This is a genomic window from Yersinia alsatica, assembly GCF_902170305.1.
Taxonomy (GTDB): domain Bacteria; phylum Pseudomonadota; class Gammaproteobacteria; order Enterobacterales; family Enterobacteriaceae; genus Yersinia; species Yersinia alsatica.
Map to the genome: position 1 here is coordinate 42547 of NZ_CABHWW010000003.1, position 15272 is coordinate 57818.

The window sequence follows — 15272 nt, forward strand, 5'->3', positions numbered from 1 at the left end:
CCCTTATTTAAATTAAATTGTAAACCACTGTATTTTTGGTTTCACTTCACAATCTTTATCATATATTCGCCCTCTAAGGGCACATGCTATATCACCTTTTCTATATAAAAAAATATTGCGGCGAAGATCAGTTGCAATTAACCTAGCATGACCATAAGGAGCAATCATTTCAGGAAAAAACAAATTATCCCCTGACTGCCAATCATTAATATTGATATCCCTTTCACCAGAAATTAATGCTGCCAAATTATCGTCTGATAACAGCGCCCAATTACAGAATGCAATCGGCTTTCCATTTTTGGCTTCATAATATCTGAATTGATTTAACAAGAGGGAAGTAACAATACGTTGCTGCCATTCTGAGACAGAATATAATAGGTGCAAAGGGGAATGTCGCGTAAGCAACATTACCCCACCAATTATATTCTGTATTTCAGGTGACAGAGGTATTGTGGAGTTATTTTTATTATCCACATAACTGCCTTGTTTTACTATTTTTTAAGTTTCTTCAGATTAACTTATTCTACGATATTATCGTTTGAATTATCCATCGATGGTAATAATCCTGAATTAATCAGATTTTTTATTTCTTGCTCCATTCGGGGATCTTCCAGCATATTTTTAACCATAGAAACCATGTACATAAAACCTGATGCTGGCATATGCACAACCTGTTTTAATTCAAGCTCTTCATCATTCACGGCAGTAATACCTTTTGCCATTTTATTTTGATCCTGGCTGACAAAATAAAGCGAAAAAACACCTTTATTATAATTAACCAATGATGTTGTTTGTACGTAACTTTCCATAAACCCTCTAATGATAATTATGTATTCATAGCCAACGTCTGTTGGTGATGAAAAAGTATCATACATAATATTTAAATTATGCATTTAAAAATAAATTTTAATGTAATTAATAAAAAATATGAAAATTACTAATGTATTATAGTTATAATTTATATTACAACAACATCACACAAGAATTAAATAATATATATAAGAAATAAAAATGCCCATAATTATTTAACTTATGGGCATTTTTGAGTTGAGGTTAATATCTTTAATTCAAACATTACCTAAATCAATAGAAATCTTGCGGTGCCATTTCAGACTGTGCCAACCAGACCGGTTTATCACTGGTTTTGAGCCAGACGCGGTGCAGATAGCTATAAAAACGGGCGCGATCTTTGCGGAACAGCATGATCGGCAGCGCCAACAACCCCGCCAGGATTACTGCGCTACGGCGCAAGATAACCTGATGTAAGGGATATGCATTGTACATAGTCATAATAATCCTCCTTTAAAACGCCTCTGCGTAACGACTGACCCGGATAAACAGTGAGCCGATTCACCGCTTGGCGTTGAAAGTAAAATAAACAAAATTGGAAACTGGACAAAATTTTACCGTATTGATTGAAACTTTACCACTCATCCGACCACTATAAGGCACAAAAAGCAGAAAAAAACCGTCAAACCTGTAATTTTGTTACATCAAAGTTAACTTATATCTAGGAATTGTTACATGGCAGTTGCATGCTATTTATGAATTAGAAAACTGGATGTACTCAGCAAGAATAAAACACATTTTTATTACGCCATTTGATCTCACCCCGCTCCACTGACTAATTTACACTCATTACCAGGTCATTTTTTGACCATTTTTATACTTTTTTTACACCCCTCCTCGTTTTTTTATCAAGAACTTTTCTTACGACTTCCTAAGCTGTTGTTAACAAAAACTGGGTTAATAACGATGCGATTAACAGCTACTCGGCTAACAACATCGTGTTTTTTCAATAACCGGGTTATCAAAAATAAAACCTGTGGAGGTGTATCTTGAGTATCAGCATCATTGGTGGTGCGCTGCTGGTTCTGCTGCTTCTGGGCTATCTGGTTTATGCCCTGTTTAATGCGGAGGACTTTTAAATGGCAGCGTCAGGATTTCTACTTATCGCCAGTTTCATGCTGGTGTTGTTGGTGTTGTCCCGCCCGTTGGGGAGCTTTCTAGCGCGCCTTATTGAAGGTGAGCCCTTCACTCCATTGCAAAAAATTGAGGCCGGTTTATGGCGCTGTAGCGGGGTAAAAAATGAAGAAATGACGGGCTGGCAATATGCCCTCGCCATTCTGTGCTTTAACTTGCTGGGGGTCGTGCTGCTGTTCGCGCTACTCATGGCACAAGGTTCATTACCATTGAACCCAGAAAAGATGCCGGGCATGTCATGGCATCTGGCGCTGAATACTGCCGTCAGTTTTGTCACCAATACCAACTGGCAGGCCTATAGCGGCGAGAATACCCTCAGTTATCTGAGCCAAATGGCTGGTTTGACAGTACAAAACTTCCTCTCTGCCGCGACCGGTATTGCCGTCGCCTTTGCACTGATCCGTGCTTTTGCCCGCCATTCTGCCGCCACTCTGGGCAATGCCTGGGTTGATCTGGTGCGTATCACTTTATATGTCCTGTTGCCGATCTCACTGCTTATTGCCCTGATTTTTGTCAGTCAGGGCGTGCTGCAGAACCTGGACGGCTACCTGCATATCACCACATTAGAGGGGGTAAAACAGACCTTACCGATGGGGCCAGTAGCTTCGCAGGAAGCCATCAAAATGCTGGGAACCAACGGCGGTGGTTTCTTTGGTGCCAACTCCGCCCATCCTTTTGAAAACCCGACAGCTTTTAGCAACTTTGTGCAAATGCTGGCTATTTTTTTGATCCCCTGTGCCCTGTGTTTTGCTTTTGGTCAGGTGGTGGGCGATAGCCGCCAAGGCCATGCGCTTATCTGGGCGATGTCACTGATTTTTGTTGTGGCCGTAGTGGTAGTGATGTACGCCGAGCTGGCCGGTAACCCACATTTAACCCAACTGGGTGCCGACAGTAATATCAACATGGAGGGTAAAGAGTCCCGTTTTGGCATTCTGGCCACCAGCATGTATGCCGTGGTCACCACGGCGGCCTCTTGTGGTGCAGTTAACGCCATGCACGACTCCTTCACAGCCTTGGGCGGCATGGTGCCAATGTGGCTGATGCAGATGGGTGAAGTGGTGTTTGGCGGCGTCGGTTCTGGTCTGTACGGCATGCTGTTATTCGTATTACTGACGGTATTTATTGCCGGGCTGATGATTGGCCGTACTCCAGAATATCTGGGTAAGAAAATCGACGTTTTTGATATGAAAATGACCGCGTTAGCCATTCTGGTGACACCGACTGTCGTGCTGCTAGGTACTGCACTGGCGCTGTGTACTGATGCCGGACGCGCGGGAATACTGAACCCCGGTGCTCATGGCTTTAGCGAAGTGCTCTACGCCCTCTCTTCGGCGGCAAATAACAACGGTAGCGCCTTTGCCGGGCTAAGTGTCAATACGCCGTTTTATAACCTGCTGCTGGCTACGGCGATGTTCTTGGGCCGATTCGGCGTCATTCTGCCGGTGCTGGCGATTGCCAGCTCGTTGGTAGCGAAGAAACGGCAACCGGCGGGTAACGGCACACTGCCAACCTCCGGCCCGCTGTTTATCGGCTTGCTGGTGGGCACGGTGTTGTTGGTCGGCGCATTGACCTTTATCCCGGCGCTGGCCTTAGGTCCAGTCGCTGAACATCTGCAAATTTGGTTAACACGCTGAGAGAATAATGATGACTCGCAAACAAAGCGCGATTTTTGAACCCGCACTGGTTCGTACTGCACTGCTTGATGCCGTCAAAAAACTGGACCCGCGCGTCCAGTGGCGTAATCCAGTGATGTTCGTGGTGTATCTGGGCAGTTGGCTGACCACCCTGATTTGGCTAGCTATTTTAAGCGGACAAACTACCGGTAGCGCCATGTTTACCGGCAGTGTTGCCCTGTGGCTGTGGTTTACCGTGCTGTTTGCTAACTTTGCCGAAGCACTGGCCGAGGGGCGTAGCAAAGCGCAGGCCGAGAGTCTGCGTGGGGTGAAAAAAACCAGTTGGGCCAAAAAACTGTCCGCAGCCCGCTTTGATGCGCCGCAGGAGAAAGTCTCTGCCGATAGCCTGCGCAAAGGTGATGTGGTGCTGATTGAAGCCGGTGACACCGTGCCTTGCGATGGTGAAGTGCTGGAGGGGGGCGCATCAGTGGATGAAAGCGCCATTACCGGTGAATCAGCACCGGTTATCCGCGAATCTGGCGGTGACTTCTCCTCCGTAACTGGCGGTACTCGCGTGCTGTCAGACTGGCTGGTCGTTGAGTGCAGTGTTAACCCCGGCGAGACCTTCCTCGACAGAATGATTGCCATGGTTGAAGGAGCCAAACGGCGTAAAACCCCCAACGAAGTGGCGCTGACCATTTTGCTGGTGGCATTAACCATCGTTTTTTTACTGGCAACCGCCACCCTGTACCCATTTTCGGTTTTCAGTGTTGAGGCCAACCATGCTGGCTCTCCGGTCACCATCACCGTGTTGGTCGCGCTACTGGTTTGCCTGATCCCCACCACGATTGGCGGCTTGTTATCAGCCATTGGTGTCGCCGGGATGAGCCGGATGTTGGCGGCCAATGTGATAGCCACCAGCGGACGGGCAGTAGAAGCTGCCGGTGACGTCGATGTGTTGCTGCTGGATAAAACCGGCACCATCACCTTAGGTAACCGCCAGGCGTCTGAGTTCCTACCCGCTCCCGGAGTCACCGAGCAACAACTGGCTGATGCCGCGCAACTCTCATCGCTGGCTGACGAAACCCCCGAAGGCCGCAGTATTGTGGTGCTGGCTAAACAGCGCTTTAACCTGCGCGAACGCGACTTACATAGCCTGAATGCCACCTTTGTGCCCTTCTCAGCGCAAACGCGCATGAGCGGTGTCAATGTGCAGGACCGGATGATCCGCAAAGGCGCGGTCGATGCTATTCGTCGCCACGTGGAATCCAACCAAGGCCACTTCCCACGCGCTGTAGACGATGCGGTGGAAAGTGTAGCGCGCACCGGCGGCACACCCTTGGTGGTGGCTGATGGACCACGGGTTCTGGGGGTGGTGGCGCTGAAAGATATTGTGAAAGGCGGCATTAAAGAACGTTTTGCCGAACTGCGCAAAATGGGTATTAAAACCGTGATGATCACCGGCGATAACCGCCTGACCGCAGCAGCAATTGCAGCAGAAGCCGGAGTCGATGACTTTCTGGCTGAGGCCACGCCGGAAGCTAAATTAGCCTTGATTCGTCAGTATCAGGCGGAAGGCCGATTAGTCGCAATGACCGGTGACGGCACCAACGATGCGCCCGCACTGGCGCAGGCTGATGTGGCGGTGGCGATGAACTCGGGGACTCAGGCGGCCAAAGAAGCGGGCAACATGGTGGATTTGGACTCAAACCCAACCAAGCTGATTGAAGTGGTGCATATCGGTAAGCAAATGCTGATGACCCGTGGTTCGCTGACCACCTTCAGTATCGCCAACGACGTCGCGAAATATTTCGCCATTATTCCCGCCGCGTTTGCCGCGACTTACCCGCAGCTTAACGCCCTGAATGTGATGCAGTTGCACTCGCCGGCCTCGGCCATTTTGTCGGCGGTTATTTTCAACGCGCTGGTGATTGTGTTCCTGATCCCGCTGGCCTTAAAAGGGGTCAGTTACAAGGCGATGAGTGCTGCCGCCCTGCTGCGCCGTAACCTGTGGATTTATGGTCTGGGCGGATTACTGGTGCCATTTGTTGGTATCAAACTTATCGATCTGGTGCTAACCGCCCTGATGATGAGCTAACGACAAGATAAACACGCTTAAGAGGCAATAAATATGTCATCGACCAACATGCCGTCCACCACTATGCCGTCAATCAATAAGGTTTCATACTTTCGACCTGCATTGGTTTTACTGATATTACTGACACTTATCACCGGGATAGCTTATCCTCTGCTGACCACTGGACTGGCGAAATTACTGTTTGCCCAGCAAGCGAATGGCTCATTAGCCATGTTAGGTGATGAAGTCGTCGGCTCCACCCTGCTGGGCCAGAACTTTACCCAGCCGGGTTATTTTAGTGGCCGCCCATCCGTCACGGCAGATATGCCTTATAATCCAATGGCCTCGGGTGGCAGTAATCTGGCTATCAGTAACCCGGCACTGGATCAGGCTATCAGTGAGCGCGTTAAATTACAGCGTCAGGCCAACCCGACACAAACCGGCCCGGTGCCGGTGGATTTGGTCACCGCCTCTGGCAGTGGTCTGGACCCCAGTATTTCGTTAGAAGCGGCTTATTATCAGGCACCGCGCATCGCCAGTATCCGCCAGATGCCGTTGTCTGAAGTCAAACAGCTGATTGATGAAAATGTGCAAAAATCGGTACCCAATTTCTTCGGTGAACCCGTAGTTAACGTACTGAAACTGAATATGGCGTTGGATGCTCAAAGCCACGTGACAGTACCGGCGACCCCGGTAAAACCTTAAGGACAGATGATGGTGGATGCAGAACCAACCCGCCCCAACCCCGATAGCCTGCTGGCGGCGGCCAATGAAAAAAACCGTGGTCGGCTGAAAATCTTCTTTGGGGCTTGCGCTGGAGTGGGTAAAACCTACGCCATGTTGCAAGAGGCCCAGCGCCTACGGGGTCAGGGGCTGGATGTGCTGGTCGGCGTCGTGGAGACCCATGGGCGCAGCGAAACCGCCGCATTGCTGGCAGGGCTGACAATCCTGCCACAAAAACGCATCCACCATCGTAGCCGTCAAGTGCGTGAATTTGATTTAGATGCCGCACTGGCCCGCCACCCGGCACTTATCCTGATGGATGAGCTGGCACACAGTAATGCCCAGGGTTCCCGTCATCCCAAACGCTGGCAAGATGTTGAGGAACTGCTGGACGCCGGTATTGACGTGCTGACCACCGTGAATGTGCAACATTTGGAAAGTCTGAATGATGTGGTTGGCGGTGTCACCGGAATTCGGGTGCGGGAAACCGTTCCTGACCATATGTTCGATGAAGCCACTGAAGTGGTGTTGGTTGACCTGCCGCCTGATGACCTACGCCAGCGCTTAAATGAAGGCAAAGTGTATATTTCCGGTCAGGCCGAGCGGGCCATCGAGCATTTTTTCCGCAAAGGCAATTTAATTGCCCTGCGCGAGTTGGCTCTGCGCCGTACCGCCGACCGTGTTGATGACCAGATGCGCGCCTTCCGAGATACTCAGGGGCGAGAGCGAGTTTGGCATACCCGCGATGCCATCCTGTTATGCATTGGTCATAGTAGCGGCAATGAGAAATTAGTACGAACCGCCGCCCGGTTAGCCGCGCGTTTGGGCTGTATCTGGCATGCGGTTTATGTTGAAACCCCACGTCTGCATGCCCTACCGGAAGCCAAGCGCCGCGCCATCTTGCAGACACTCAAATTGGCGCAAGAGCTGGGAGCGGAAACCGCCACACTGTCAGAACCCAGTGAAGAGCAGGCGGTATTGCGCTACGCCCGTGAGCATAATCTGGGGAAAATAATCATTGGCCGTCGGGTAGAAAAACCGTGGAAATTACGCGGCAGTTTTGCTGATCGCCTCGGTAAACTGGGGCCGGATCTGGATTTAGTGATTATCTCGCTGGAGGGGGATAACCTCGGCAGTGCTGCCAAAGAAACGGACTCGCGCACCTTTACTGAAAAGTGGCGCATGCAGTTGCGCGGCTGTATCGCCGCCATCGGCTTATGTGCACTAATCACATTGCTTTCGCAGTGGCTAATCCCCGGCTTCGATCAAGCAAACCTGGTCATGGTCTACTTGCTGGGCGTCGTTATCATCGCGCTATTTTATGGCCGCTGGCCTTCGGTATTAGCGGCGGTCATTAATGTCGCCAGCTTTGACCTGTTCTTTGTCCAGCCCCACTGGTCACTGGCGGTCACCGATGTGCAGTATCTGCTGACATTTGGCGTGATGTTGATTGTCGGTATCGTAGTGGGGAATTTAACCGCTGGTGTGCGCTATCAGGCCAGAATTGCCCGCTACCGTGAGCAACGCGCCCGGCATCTGTATGAAATGTCTCGCGGATTAAGCCGCGCTCTCACCCCGGTTGATATTGCCAAAACTAGCCGCCATTTTCTTTCCAGCAGTTTTCAAGCCAAAACAGACTTGCTGTTACCACAGGAAGATGGCCGATTGCAGCAAGTCACTACGGATGAAGGCGGAGCCCTTTCCGTCGATGAAGCCATTGCGCGTTGGAGTTTTGACAAAGGGGCACCTGCGGGTGCGGGGACGGATACCTTACCGGGCGTGCCTTATCAATTACTGCCACTGACCGCCTCCAAACAGACTTTTGGTGTATTAGCGATTGAACCGGCAAACCTGCGCCAGTTAATGGTGCCGGAACAGCAACGCCTGCTACAAACCTTTACCAGTTTGATTGCCAATGCGCTAGAGAGGCTGCATCTGGCCCGCAGTGCCGAGCTGGCAAAATTGGATGCTGAGCGGGAGCAGCTACGTAACTCACTGCTGGCAGCACTTTCCCATGACTTACGCACCCCGCTTACCGTGCTATTTGGTCAAGCCGAAATATTAACGCTGGATCTGGCCGCTGAAGGTTCGCGGCATGCGCCACAAGCGAGCGAGATCCGCCAGCAAGTGTTGAGCACTACCCGGCTGGTCAATAATTTATTGGATATGGCGCGCATTCAGTCCGGTGGTTTTAACCTGCGTAAAGAGTGGCAATCACTCGAAGAGATTGTCGGCAGCGCCTTACATATGCTGGAAACTGCCCTCAATCATCACCACATTAATGTCGAGCTGCCAACTGAAATGGTGCTGATTAACTGTGATGGCAGTTTGTTGGAGCGCGTGTTTATCAATCTGCTGGAAAATGCCCATAAATACGCGGGCTTTGATGCTTTGCTGGGGATTAGCGCTGTAGTGCAAGGTGAATGGTTGCATGTGGAAGTTTGGGATAATGGCCCCGGAGTGACCCTCGGACAAGAACAACTGATTTTTGATAAATTTTCCCGTGGGAACAAAGAGTCAGCTATTCCCGGCGTGGGCTTGGGTTTAGCCATTTGTCGTGCCATTATTGATGTACATGGCGGCCGCATCTGGGTGGAGCCAAGTCAAGCTGGCGGTGCCAGTTTCCACTTTACTTTGCCACTGGAAAAAGCGCCGGAAATTGATAGCGAAAATAGCGACACTGAGGAGATTTGACCATATCCCCGACTAACATTCTGATTGTTGAAGATGAAAAAGAGATCCGGCGCTTTGTTCGTATTGCGCTGGAGAGTGAAGGCTGGCGAGTATTTGAGAGTGATACGCTGCAACGGGGTTTGATTGAAGCCGGTACCCGCAAGCCGGACCTGATTATTTTAGATTTGGGCCTACCGGATGGTGATGGCCTCAGTTATATCCAAGATCTCCGCCAATGGAGTGCCATTCCCATCATCGTGTTATCAGCACGTAATAGTGAAGAAGATAAAGTTGCGGCACTGGATGCCGGTGCTGATGATTATTTGAGTAAACCTTTTGGCATCAGTGAATTATTGGCTCGGGTGCGGGTTGCTTTACGTCGCCATAGCGGTGGCAGTCAGGAAAGCCCGCTGGTCAATTTTGCCGATATCAGTGTGGATTTGATTAACCGTCAAGTCACCCGAGCCGGTGAAAACCTGCACCTGACGCCAATAGAATTTCGTCTGCTGTCGGCGCTATTGGCCAATGCTGGTAAGGTGATAACCCAACGCCAGTTGCTCAACCAAGTATGGGGGCCAAATTATGTCGAGCATAGCCATTATTTGCGCATTTATATGGGCCATTTACGGCAAAAATTAGAAGTAGACCCTACCCGGCCTAAACATCTATTGACCGAAACCGGCGTTGGCTATCGCTTTATTCCATAACGATTTCTCCCCCCGATACTTTACATTGAAACTAGGAAAAACAACTTTGGCGGAGTAGCATTACATTTTTAATGATAATGGGTATTATTTATTATGAGCACTTGGTTAATATACGCGCTGCTTTCTGCCCTCACTGCGTCATTGGTCGCCATCTTCGGTAAAATTGGCTTACAGCATCTGGATGCCAATACTGCAACAGCGGTGCGTGCAGTCGTGATGGCGCTATTTTTAGTCGGCGTCGTGCTGGTTCAGGGGAAATTTAATCTGGTCGGTGCGGTATTGGCTGATAAAAAAGCGCTGCTGTTTATCGTCCTAAGTGGTGTGGCAGGTGCCCTTTCCTGGCTGTTTTATTTTATGGCGATTAAAAACGGCAATGTCTCGCAAGTGGCCCCCATTGATAAACTTAGCGTCGTTTTTGCTGTTATTCTCGCCTTTATTCTGTTTGGCGAAAAAGTATCGCTGGTTGCTGGGCTTGGAGTAGCACTTATTACGGCGGGAGCATTAATGGTGGCATTGGGTTAATCCTGCCACAGGTAATAATTAGATAAAAAATAAAGACAAAGTATATTACTGTTGTCTTTATTATCACTTCCATTTTTTCATCTATAATAAGAAGTTATCATTTTATAAAATCATACTTAATCACATTAATATCTTAATATGGAAATTAACATGACTTAATATAAAAGTATTCTTTTGAATAAAAAGGGGATGTATGAATAAAGAAGAATCAAAAACACAAACAATGTTTTACTCCATATCTCTGTACCATTTACCTACCGACAAAATTTCTTTTCGCTATTCAAACTCAACACTTATAATTAGAACATTAAATAGTAAAAACAGAATTAATCATCGCTGGATATATCGTGACATTTTTAAAAATAAAGCACTTAGAGTTAGATCAGTTATTATTTATGATAAAAGTGGCAAGAAACAAGAGTTTTTCCTCCATACCGACAATTCCATACCAACACACCATCCCTCAGAAACACACATGAATATTAAGATGGAGAATCTTGATGTTTATTTAGCAAACGAAATCACTCATATTACTTTTGCTAAGGATATACCTAAAAACTATTTAACGATAAATGGCGATAAAGTCATAAAGCTAAAAAATAATAATAATAACATTATCATTGGTGAAAACAGTAGCAATGCAATATTGGGTAGTGAACGGGATGACATAATTATTGGCGGTGATGGAAGTGACAACATTTCAGGGCTGTTGGGTAATGACACCATTATTGGCAAAAAAGGTAATGACTCGCTATTTGGTGAGGAAGGTAATGACACTCTGGTGGGTGGTGAAGGTAATGATGGGCTGGCCGGCGGGCCAGGCAATGATATTCTCTATGGCGGTGACGGAGACGATGAATTACATGGTGATGCTGAAGCCTTGGGCTGTTTTGCTGTTGAAGGTAAGGCGCGAGGAAATGATATAATATTTGGTGGGAAAGGTAATGACCGAATTGAAGGTGAAAGGAACAATGATTATTTAGCCGGTGGAACTGGCGATGATTTGTATGTATTCTCTTATAATGATGGAATTAATTTGATAGTAGAATATAGTAATGAAGGAAATATAGTTGCTATTAATGATCATTATTTTCACGAGTTGAAATTGAGTCGTTATGGATCCAATTTAATGATTTCCAGCACCAGATCAGGCAATAGTTTAGTGATTGTGATCAAAGATCAATTCGCTGAAGATGGTTATAAAATAAAACACCTACAAACAAAATCATATATCCATGATGGTGATCGTGAACAGAAAGAAAACCTTAATTATTTACTAAATAAATTGATAAAAGAAAATCCAGAGAATCCCCTCAAAGAATTAGATAGTATGTCTAAATACTCTTACTCTGATCTCGGTGATCATTTCAATGTTATATTGCCTGATGCTTTTGGCAGTAAAATGCCTGATATTGAAACAACAACAGAAAACAAACTTGTTAACGAACTTATAGATAGAAATGAAAAATTAGTAAGAATATATAAAGATAACCCTAACCACTTTGGTGAAAATTTACCTGACATAAGCTATCTTATTGAAGCACTGTTTTCTTATGCGCCCAAAGATGCCCCTAAGATAAACACACCATTATCAAAGAGTGATATATATTCTCACTCTTTGGCTAATCGACTTGCTATGATTTATAATTAACTCATTGAGAAGAAATAGCGCCAAATAGCGCTATTTCTTACCGGTGATGATTATTTACCAGCCAACACTTCACTGACAATATCTACCGCTTCTTGCTCTATCTTTTCGCGGTGCTCTGCGCCAAGGAAGCTTTCACAGTAAATTTTATAAGCATCTTCAGTACCTGATGGCCGAGCAGCAAACCAACCATTGTCGGTCATCACTTTCAGACCACCAATAGACGCGCCATTGCCCGGTGCTGTAGTCAAACGAGCAGTAATAGGGTCGCCCGCCAATGTGCTGGCTTTCACCATTTCAGGCGAGAGCTTAGACAGGGCATTTTTTTGCGCCTGAGTTGCTGGAGCCTGAATGCGGTTATAACTTGGAGCACCAAAGCGCTTAGCCAGATCATCATAGTGATGCTGTGGATTTCTACCGGTAACAGCTGTAATTTCAGCCGCTAACAAACACATGATAATGCCGTCTTTATCCGTCGACCAAGGTTTGCTATTAAAACGCAGGAAAGATGCCCCAGCGCTCTCTTCACCACCAAAACCAAAGCTGCCGTCGTGTAATCCATCGACAAACCATTTGAACCCGACAGGAACTTCCACCAGCTTACGGCCTAAATCGGCCACCACTCTATCAATCATCGCACTGGATACCAGTGTTTTACCGACCGCCACATCAGCGCCCCATTGTGGACGATGCTGGAACAAGTAATTGATTGATACTGCTAAATAATGATTTGGGTTCATTAACCCGGCTGGAGTGACAATGCCGTGGCGGTCATAATCCGGGTCATTGGCAAAAGCTAAATCAAATTTATCACGCAGTGCCAGTAAACCAGCCATAGCTGATTCTGATGAGCAATCCATACGGATCACGCCATCATGATCCAGATGCATAAAGCGGAAAGTTTGATCGATGGAATCATTAACCAGCGTCAGATCCAACTTATAGTGCTCGCCAATACGTTGCCAATAGGCAATACCGGAACCACCGAGTGGATCAACACCTAACTTAAGACCTGCATTTTGAATGGCGGGGATATCCACCACATCAACCAAACCTTCAACATACGGCTGAATCAAATCCTGCTCACGCAGATGATTCCCCTTCCAGGCTTTATCCAGTGTCTGACGTTTAACACCGTCTAATTTCAAGCTGAGCAATTGGTTAGCCCGCTTTTCAATGACCGAGGTCAGATTGGTATCAGCCGGTCCACCATTAGGTGGATTGTATTTGATGCCGCCATCTTCAGGTGGGTTGTGTGATGGCGTAATAACAATGCCATCAGCCAGATCTTTACCCTTGGCGTTATAACAAAGAATGGCATGGGAAATTGCCGGTGTCGGAGTGAAACCATTGTCTTGCTGCACGACAACATCTACACCATTCGCCGTCAACACTTCCAATACCGAAATAAACGCGGGTTCAGACAGCGCGTGGGTATCTTTCCCCACATAACATGGGCCGGTGATACCGTGCTGGTGACGAACTTCAGCAATCGCCTGAGCAATAGCCAGAATATGAGCTTCATTAAAACTGTGGCGTGCCGCACTGCCACGGTGACCAGAAGTACCAAACTTAACCGCATGGGCTGGGTTTTCAGCATCAGGCTGCAATACATAATATTGCGATGTGAGTTGAGCAACATTAATCAAATCGCTTTGCTGAGCAGCTTGCCCAGCACGAGGGTGATTAGCCACAGTCACGACTCCCTATAAGCTTGCACTTTTACCCCTGATGACACATTAAAAGCCAACAGCGGTAAAAGAGGATGGTTAAATGAAATCAGATAGTCCCGCAGACTTTATCAGTCAATTCCGGCGGGAACTGCATTGTCAGCATGATATGTTGCACCATGCTGCGTTTACGCTCGGTATTGGTATTGGTAATAACCCAGTATGGCGTACCAGGGACATGTTTGGGCTTGGTGTGCGTCCCGTTTTGCAACAATGTCTGCTGATCACCGGCAAAATAGACCCGGGTACGGCCATGTAATGATTCTGTGGCCTCGGTAAATGCCTGTGCATCCAAGGTATATAATGTCGATAGCACCAACATAAAGCGGTTAACTGCTCTGTTTTGCTCCGCATACTCATCGGACAGCAGCAATTCACGCACTGCACGAACCCGGTCGCGTGGCGCTGGCGCGACCACCGTTTTGGCTGCATCATTATTATTGGCAGGCAAATTAGGTACCGGCTGGCCAGCAGTAAACTTCAGCATGCGCCGTAAAATATCGGACGCGCTCTCGCCAATGTGTTGCGTATGGCTGGCAATATAGCGATAAAGTTCTTCGTCGAGTTCAATAGTTTTCATCTTTATCCAGTACGGTTTTCTACTTTCTTATGCATATCTTAGGATTATAAAGTCAAAGCGCGCTAACGAGTACCATTATCATGGCTTTAGCCGGATAAATCCCCTCAACGCCTCAGTAATGACTCAATCACCCACATATACCTGATAAGGCAAATAATCGTGGAGCAGCACACCTTCACTCAGTCATGATACCCTAACCACAATATCTCTCAGTATGAACTTCGCCATGAAATTAAACTTCCGCTTACAAAACGCACTTTCTCCCACGCCATCGCTGCCCATCATTCTCATTCATGGGTTATTTGGTAACCTTGATAACCTTGGGGTGCTCGCTCGTGACTTGCACCAAGACCATGACGTGATTCAGGTTGACCTACGCGACCACGGATTATCCCCACGTTCGCCGCAAGTCAGTTACCCGGAGATGGCACAGGACGTGCTGGAATTAATGGACCAGCTCGCTATTGAGAAAGCGATTATTATTGGTCACTCAATGGGCGGTAAAGTCGCCATGGCGATGACCGCTATTGCACCAGACCGCATTGAAAAGCTGGTTGCCATTGATATCGCCCCTATTAATTATCAGGTGCGCCGCCATGACCAGATTTTTGCGGCTATCAATGCTGTCAGTGCCGCGGGGGTGACTCAGCGCCAGCAAGCTGCCCAACTAATGCGTGAATCAATAAAAGAAGAAGGTGTTATTCAGTTCTTATTAAAATCATTCCACAATGGCGAATGGCGATTTGATGTGCCTGCCCTGTGGAGCCAATACGAAAATATTGTTGGTTGGCAACCCATTCCCCCTTGGCCCCACCCGATTTTGTTTATTCGTGGTGAGCTATCGCCCTATATCCAAGACAGCTATCGCGATGAGATTGCCCGTCAGTTTCCGCAAGCTCGTGCCCATGTAGTGGCCGGAACCGGCCATTGGGTACACGCAGAAAAACCAGAATCAGTATTGCGCGCGATTCACCGCTTTATTGATGCCGAATAAAGTTGGCGGCCAGCGGGATTGT

The 15272-nt window shown here is 47.6% G+C and carries 14 protein-coding genes; 9 read left to right on the forward strand and 5 right to left on the reverse strand.

Annotated features, from left to right (window positions below):
• Positions 1-12: 12 nt before the first annotated feature.
• From FTA96_RS00320 to FTA96_RS00330, 3 genes are all read right to left on the reverse strand, one after another.
• Positions 13-474 carry a toxin-activating lysine-acyltransferase gene (locus tag FTA96_RS00320; RefSeq protein ID WP_235897406.1) on the reverse strand — a complete coding sequence of 154 codons (462 nt, stop codon included), beginning with the start codon at positions 472-474 and terminating at the stop codon, positions 13-15.
• A gap of 44 nt (positions 475-518) precedes the next feature.
• Positions 519-809, reverse strand: coding sequence for a peptide chain release factor 1 (locus FTA96_RS00325; protein ID WP_145572955.1), 291 nt, complete (start codon positions 807-809; stop codon positions 519-521).
• Positions 810-1083: 274 nt separating this feature from the next.
• Positions 1084-1290: a YbfA family protein gene (locus tag FTA96_RS00330; RefSeq protein WP_050107797.1), complete on the reverse strand. Its 207-nt coding sequence runs from the start codon at positions 1288-1290 to the stop codon at positions 1084-1086.
• Positions 1291-1838: 548 nt separating this feature from the next.
• Here FTA96_RS00330 and FTA96_RS00335 point away from each other — a divergent pair.
• From FTA96_RS00335 to FTA96_RS00370, 8 genes are all read left to right on the forward strand, one after another.
• Complete coding sequence (locus tag FTA96_RS00335) at positions 1839-1928, forward strand: K(+)-transporting ATPase subunit F (protein ID WP_032911927.1); 90 nt, start codon at positions 1839-1841, stop codon at positions 1926-1928.
• Positions 1929-3617 (forward strand): potassium-transporting ATPase subunit KdpA, encoded by a 1689-nt coding sequence (gene kdpA, locus FTA96_RS00340; protein ID WP_145572957.1) that lies wholly within the window; start codon positions 1929-1931, stop codon positions 3615-3617.
• Between the two features lie 10 nt (positions 3618-3627).
• Entirely contained in the window at positions 3628-5694 is a 2067-nt protein-coding gene (gene kdpB / locus FTA96_RS00345) for a potassium-transporting ATPase subunit KdpB (protein ID WP_050122543.1), read from the forward strand.
• Positions 5695-5727: 33 nt separating this feature from the next.
• Entirely contained in the window at positions 5728-6378 is a 651-nt protein-coding gene (gene kdpC / locus FTA96_RS00350) for a potassium-transporting ATPase subunit KdpC (RefSeq protein ID WP_050145002.1), read from the forward strand.
• Between the two features lie 9 nt (positions 6379-6387).
• Positions 6388-9090 carry a two-component system sensor histidine kinase KdpD gene (gene kdpD, locus FTA96_RS00355; RefSeq protein WP_145572975.1) on the forward strand — a complete coding sequence of 901 codons (2703 nt, stop codon included), beginning with the start codon at positions 6388-6390 and terminating at the stop codon, positions 9088-9090.
• Positions 9087-9776 (forward strand): two-component system response regulator KdpE, encoded by a 690-nt coding sequence (gene kdpE, locus FTA96_RS00360; protein ID WP_050107805.1) that lies wholly within the window; start codon positions 9087-9089, stop codon positions 9774-9776. The genes kdpD and kdpE overlap by 4 nt, the downstream gene beginning before the upstream one ends.
• Before the next feature lie 93 nt (positions 9777-9869).
• Positions 9870-10298, forward strand: a complete 429-nt coding sequence (locus FTA96_RS00365) for an EamA family transporter (protein ID WP_050107806.1) — start codon at positions 9870-9872, stop codon at positions 10296-10298.
• Positions 10299-10491: 193 nt separating this feature from the next.
• Complete coding sequence (locus FTA96_RS00370; protein WP_145572958.1) at positions 10492-11949, forward strand: calcium-binding protein; 1458 nt, start codon at positions 10492-10494, stop codon at positions 11947-11949.
• 50 nt (positions 11950-11999) lie between these two features.
• Here FTA96_RS00370 and pgm read toward each other — a convergent pair whose 3' ends face one another.
• Together pgm and seqA are read right to left on the reverse strand one after the other, a co-directional pair.
• Complete coding sequence (pgm, locus tag FTA96_RS00375; protein WP_145572959.1) at positions 12000-13640, reverse strand: phosphoglucomutase (alpha-D-glucose-1,6-bisphosphate-dependent); 1641 nt, start codon at positions 13638-13640, stop codon at positions 12000-12002.
• A gap of 85 nt (positions 13641-13725) precedes the next feature.
• Positions 13726-14256 (reverse strand): replication initiation negative regulator SeqA, encoded by a 531-nt coding sequence (gene seqA / locus FTA96_RS00380; RefSeq protein ID WP_050107810.1) that lies wholly within the window; start codon positions 14254-14256, stop codon positions 13726-13728.
• Between the two features lie 226 nt (positions 14257-14482).
• Between seqA and ybfF the strand changes: the two genes are divergently transcribed.
• Positions 14483-15250 (forward strand): esterase, encoded by a 768-nt coding sequence (gene ybfF / locus FTA96_RS00385; protein ID WP_050107812.1) that lies wholly within the window; start codon positions 14483-14485, stop codon positions 15248-15250.
• Positions 15251-15272: the final 22 nt, after the last annotated feature.

What these genes read in the sequence shown, in the direction of transcription:
- ybfF (WP_050107812.1), top strand. Translation starts at nt 14,483, where the DNA reads ATGAAATTAAACTTCCGCTTACAAAACGCACTTTCTCCCACGCCATCG.
- kdpA (WP_145572957.1), top strand. Translation starts at nt 1,929, where the DNA reads ATGGCAGCGTCAGGATTTCTACTTATCGCCAGTTTCATGCTGGTGTTG.
- FTA96_RS00330 (WP_050107797.1), bottom strand. Translation starts at nt 1,290, where the DNA reads ATGACTATGTACAATGCATATCCCTTACATCAGGTTATCTTGCGCCGT.
- kdpB (WP_050122543.1), top strand. Translation starts at nt 3,628, where the DNA reads ATGACTCGCAAACAAAGCGCGATTTTTGAACCCGCACTGGTTCGTACT.
- FTA96_RS00365 (WP_050107806.1), top strand. Translation starts at nt 9,870, where the DNA reads ATGAGCACTTGGTTAATATACGCGCTGCTTTCTGCCCTCACTGCGTCA.
- kdpD (WP_145572975.1), top strand. Translation starts at nt 6,388, where the DNA reads ATGGTGGATGCAGAACCAACCCGCCCCAACCCCGATAGCCTGCTGGCG.
- FTA96_RS00325 (WP_145572955.1), bottom strand. Translation starts at nt 809, where the DNA reads ATGGAAAGTTACGTACAAACAACATCATTGGTTAATTATAATAAAGGT.
- kdpC (WP_050145002.1), top strand. Translation starts at nt 5,728, where the DNA reads ATGTCATCGACCAACATGCCGTCCACCACTATGCCGTCAATCAATAAG.
- seqA (WP_050107810.1), bottom strand. Translation starts at nt 14,256, where the DNA reads ATGAAAACTATTGAACTCGACGAAGAACTTTATCGCTATATTGCCAGC.
- FTA96_RS00370 (WP_145572958.1), top strand. Translation starts at nt 10,492, where the DNA reads ATGAATAAAGAAGAATCAAAAACACAAACAATGTTTTACTCCATATCT.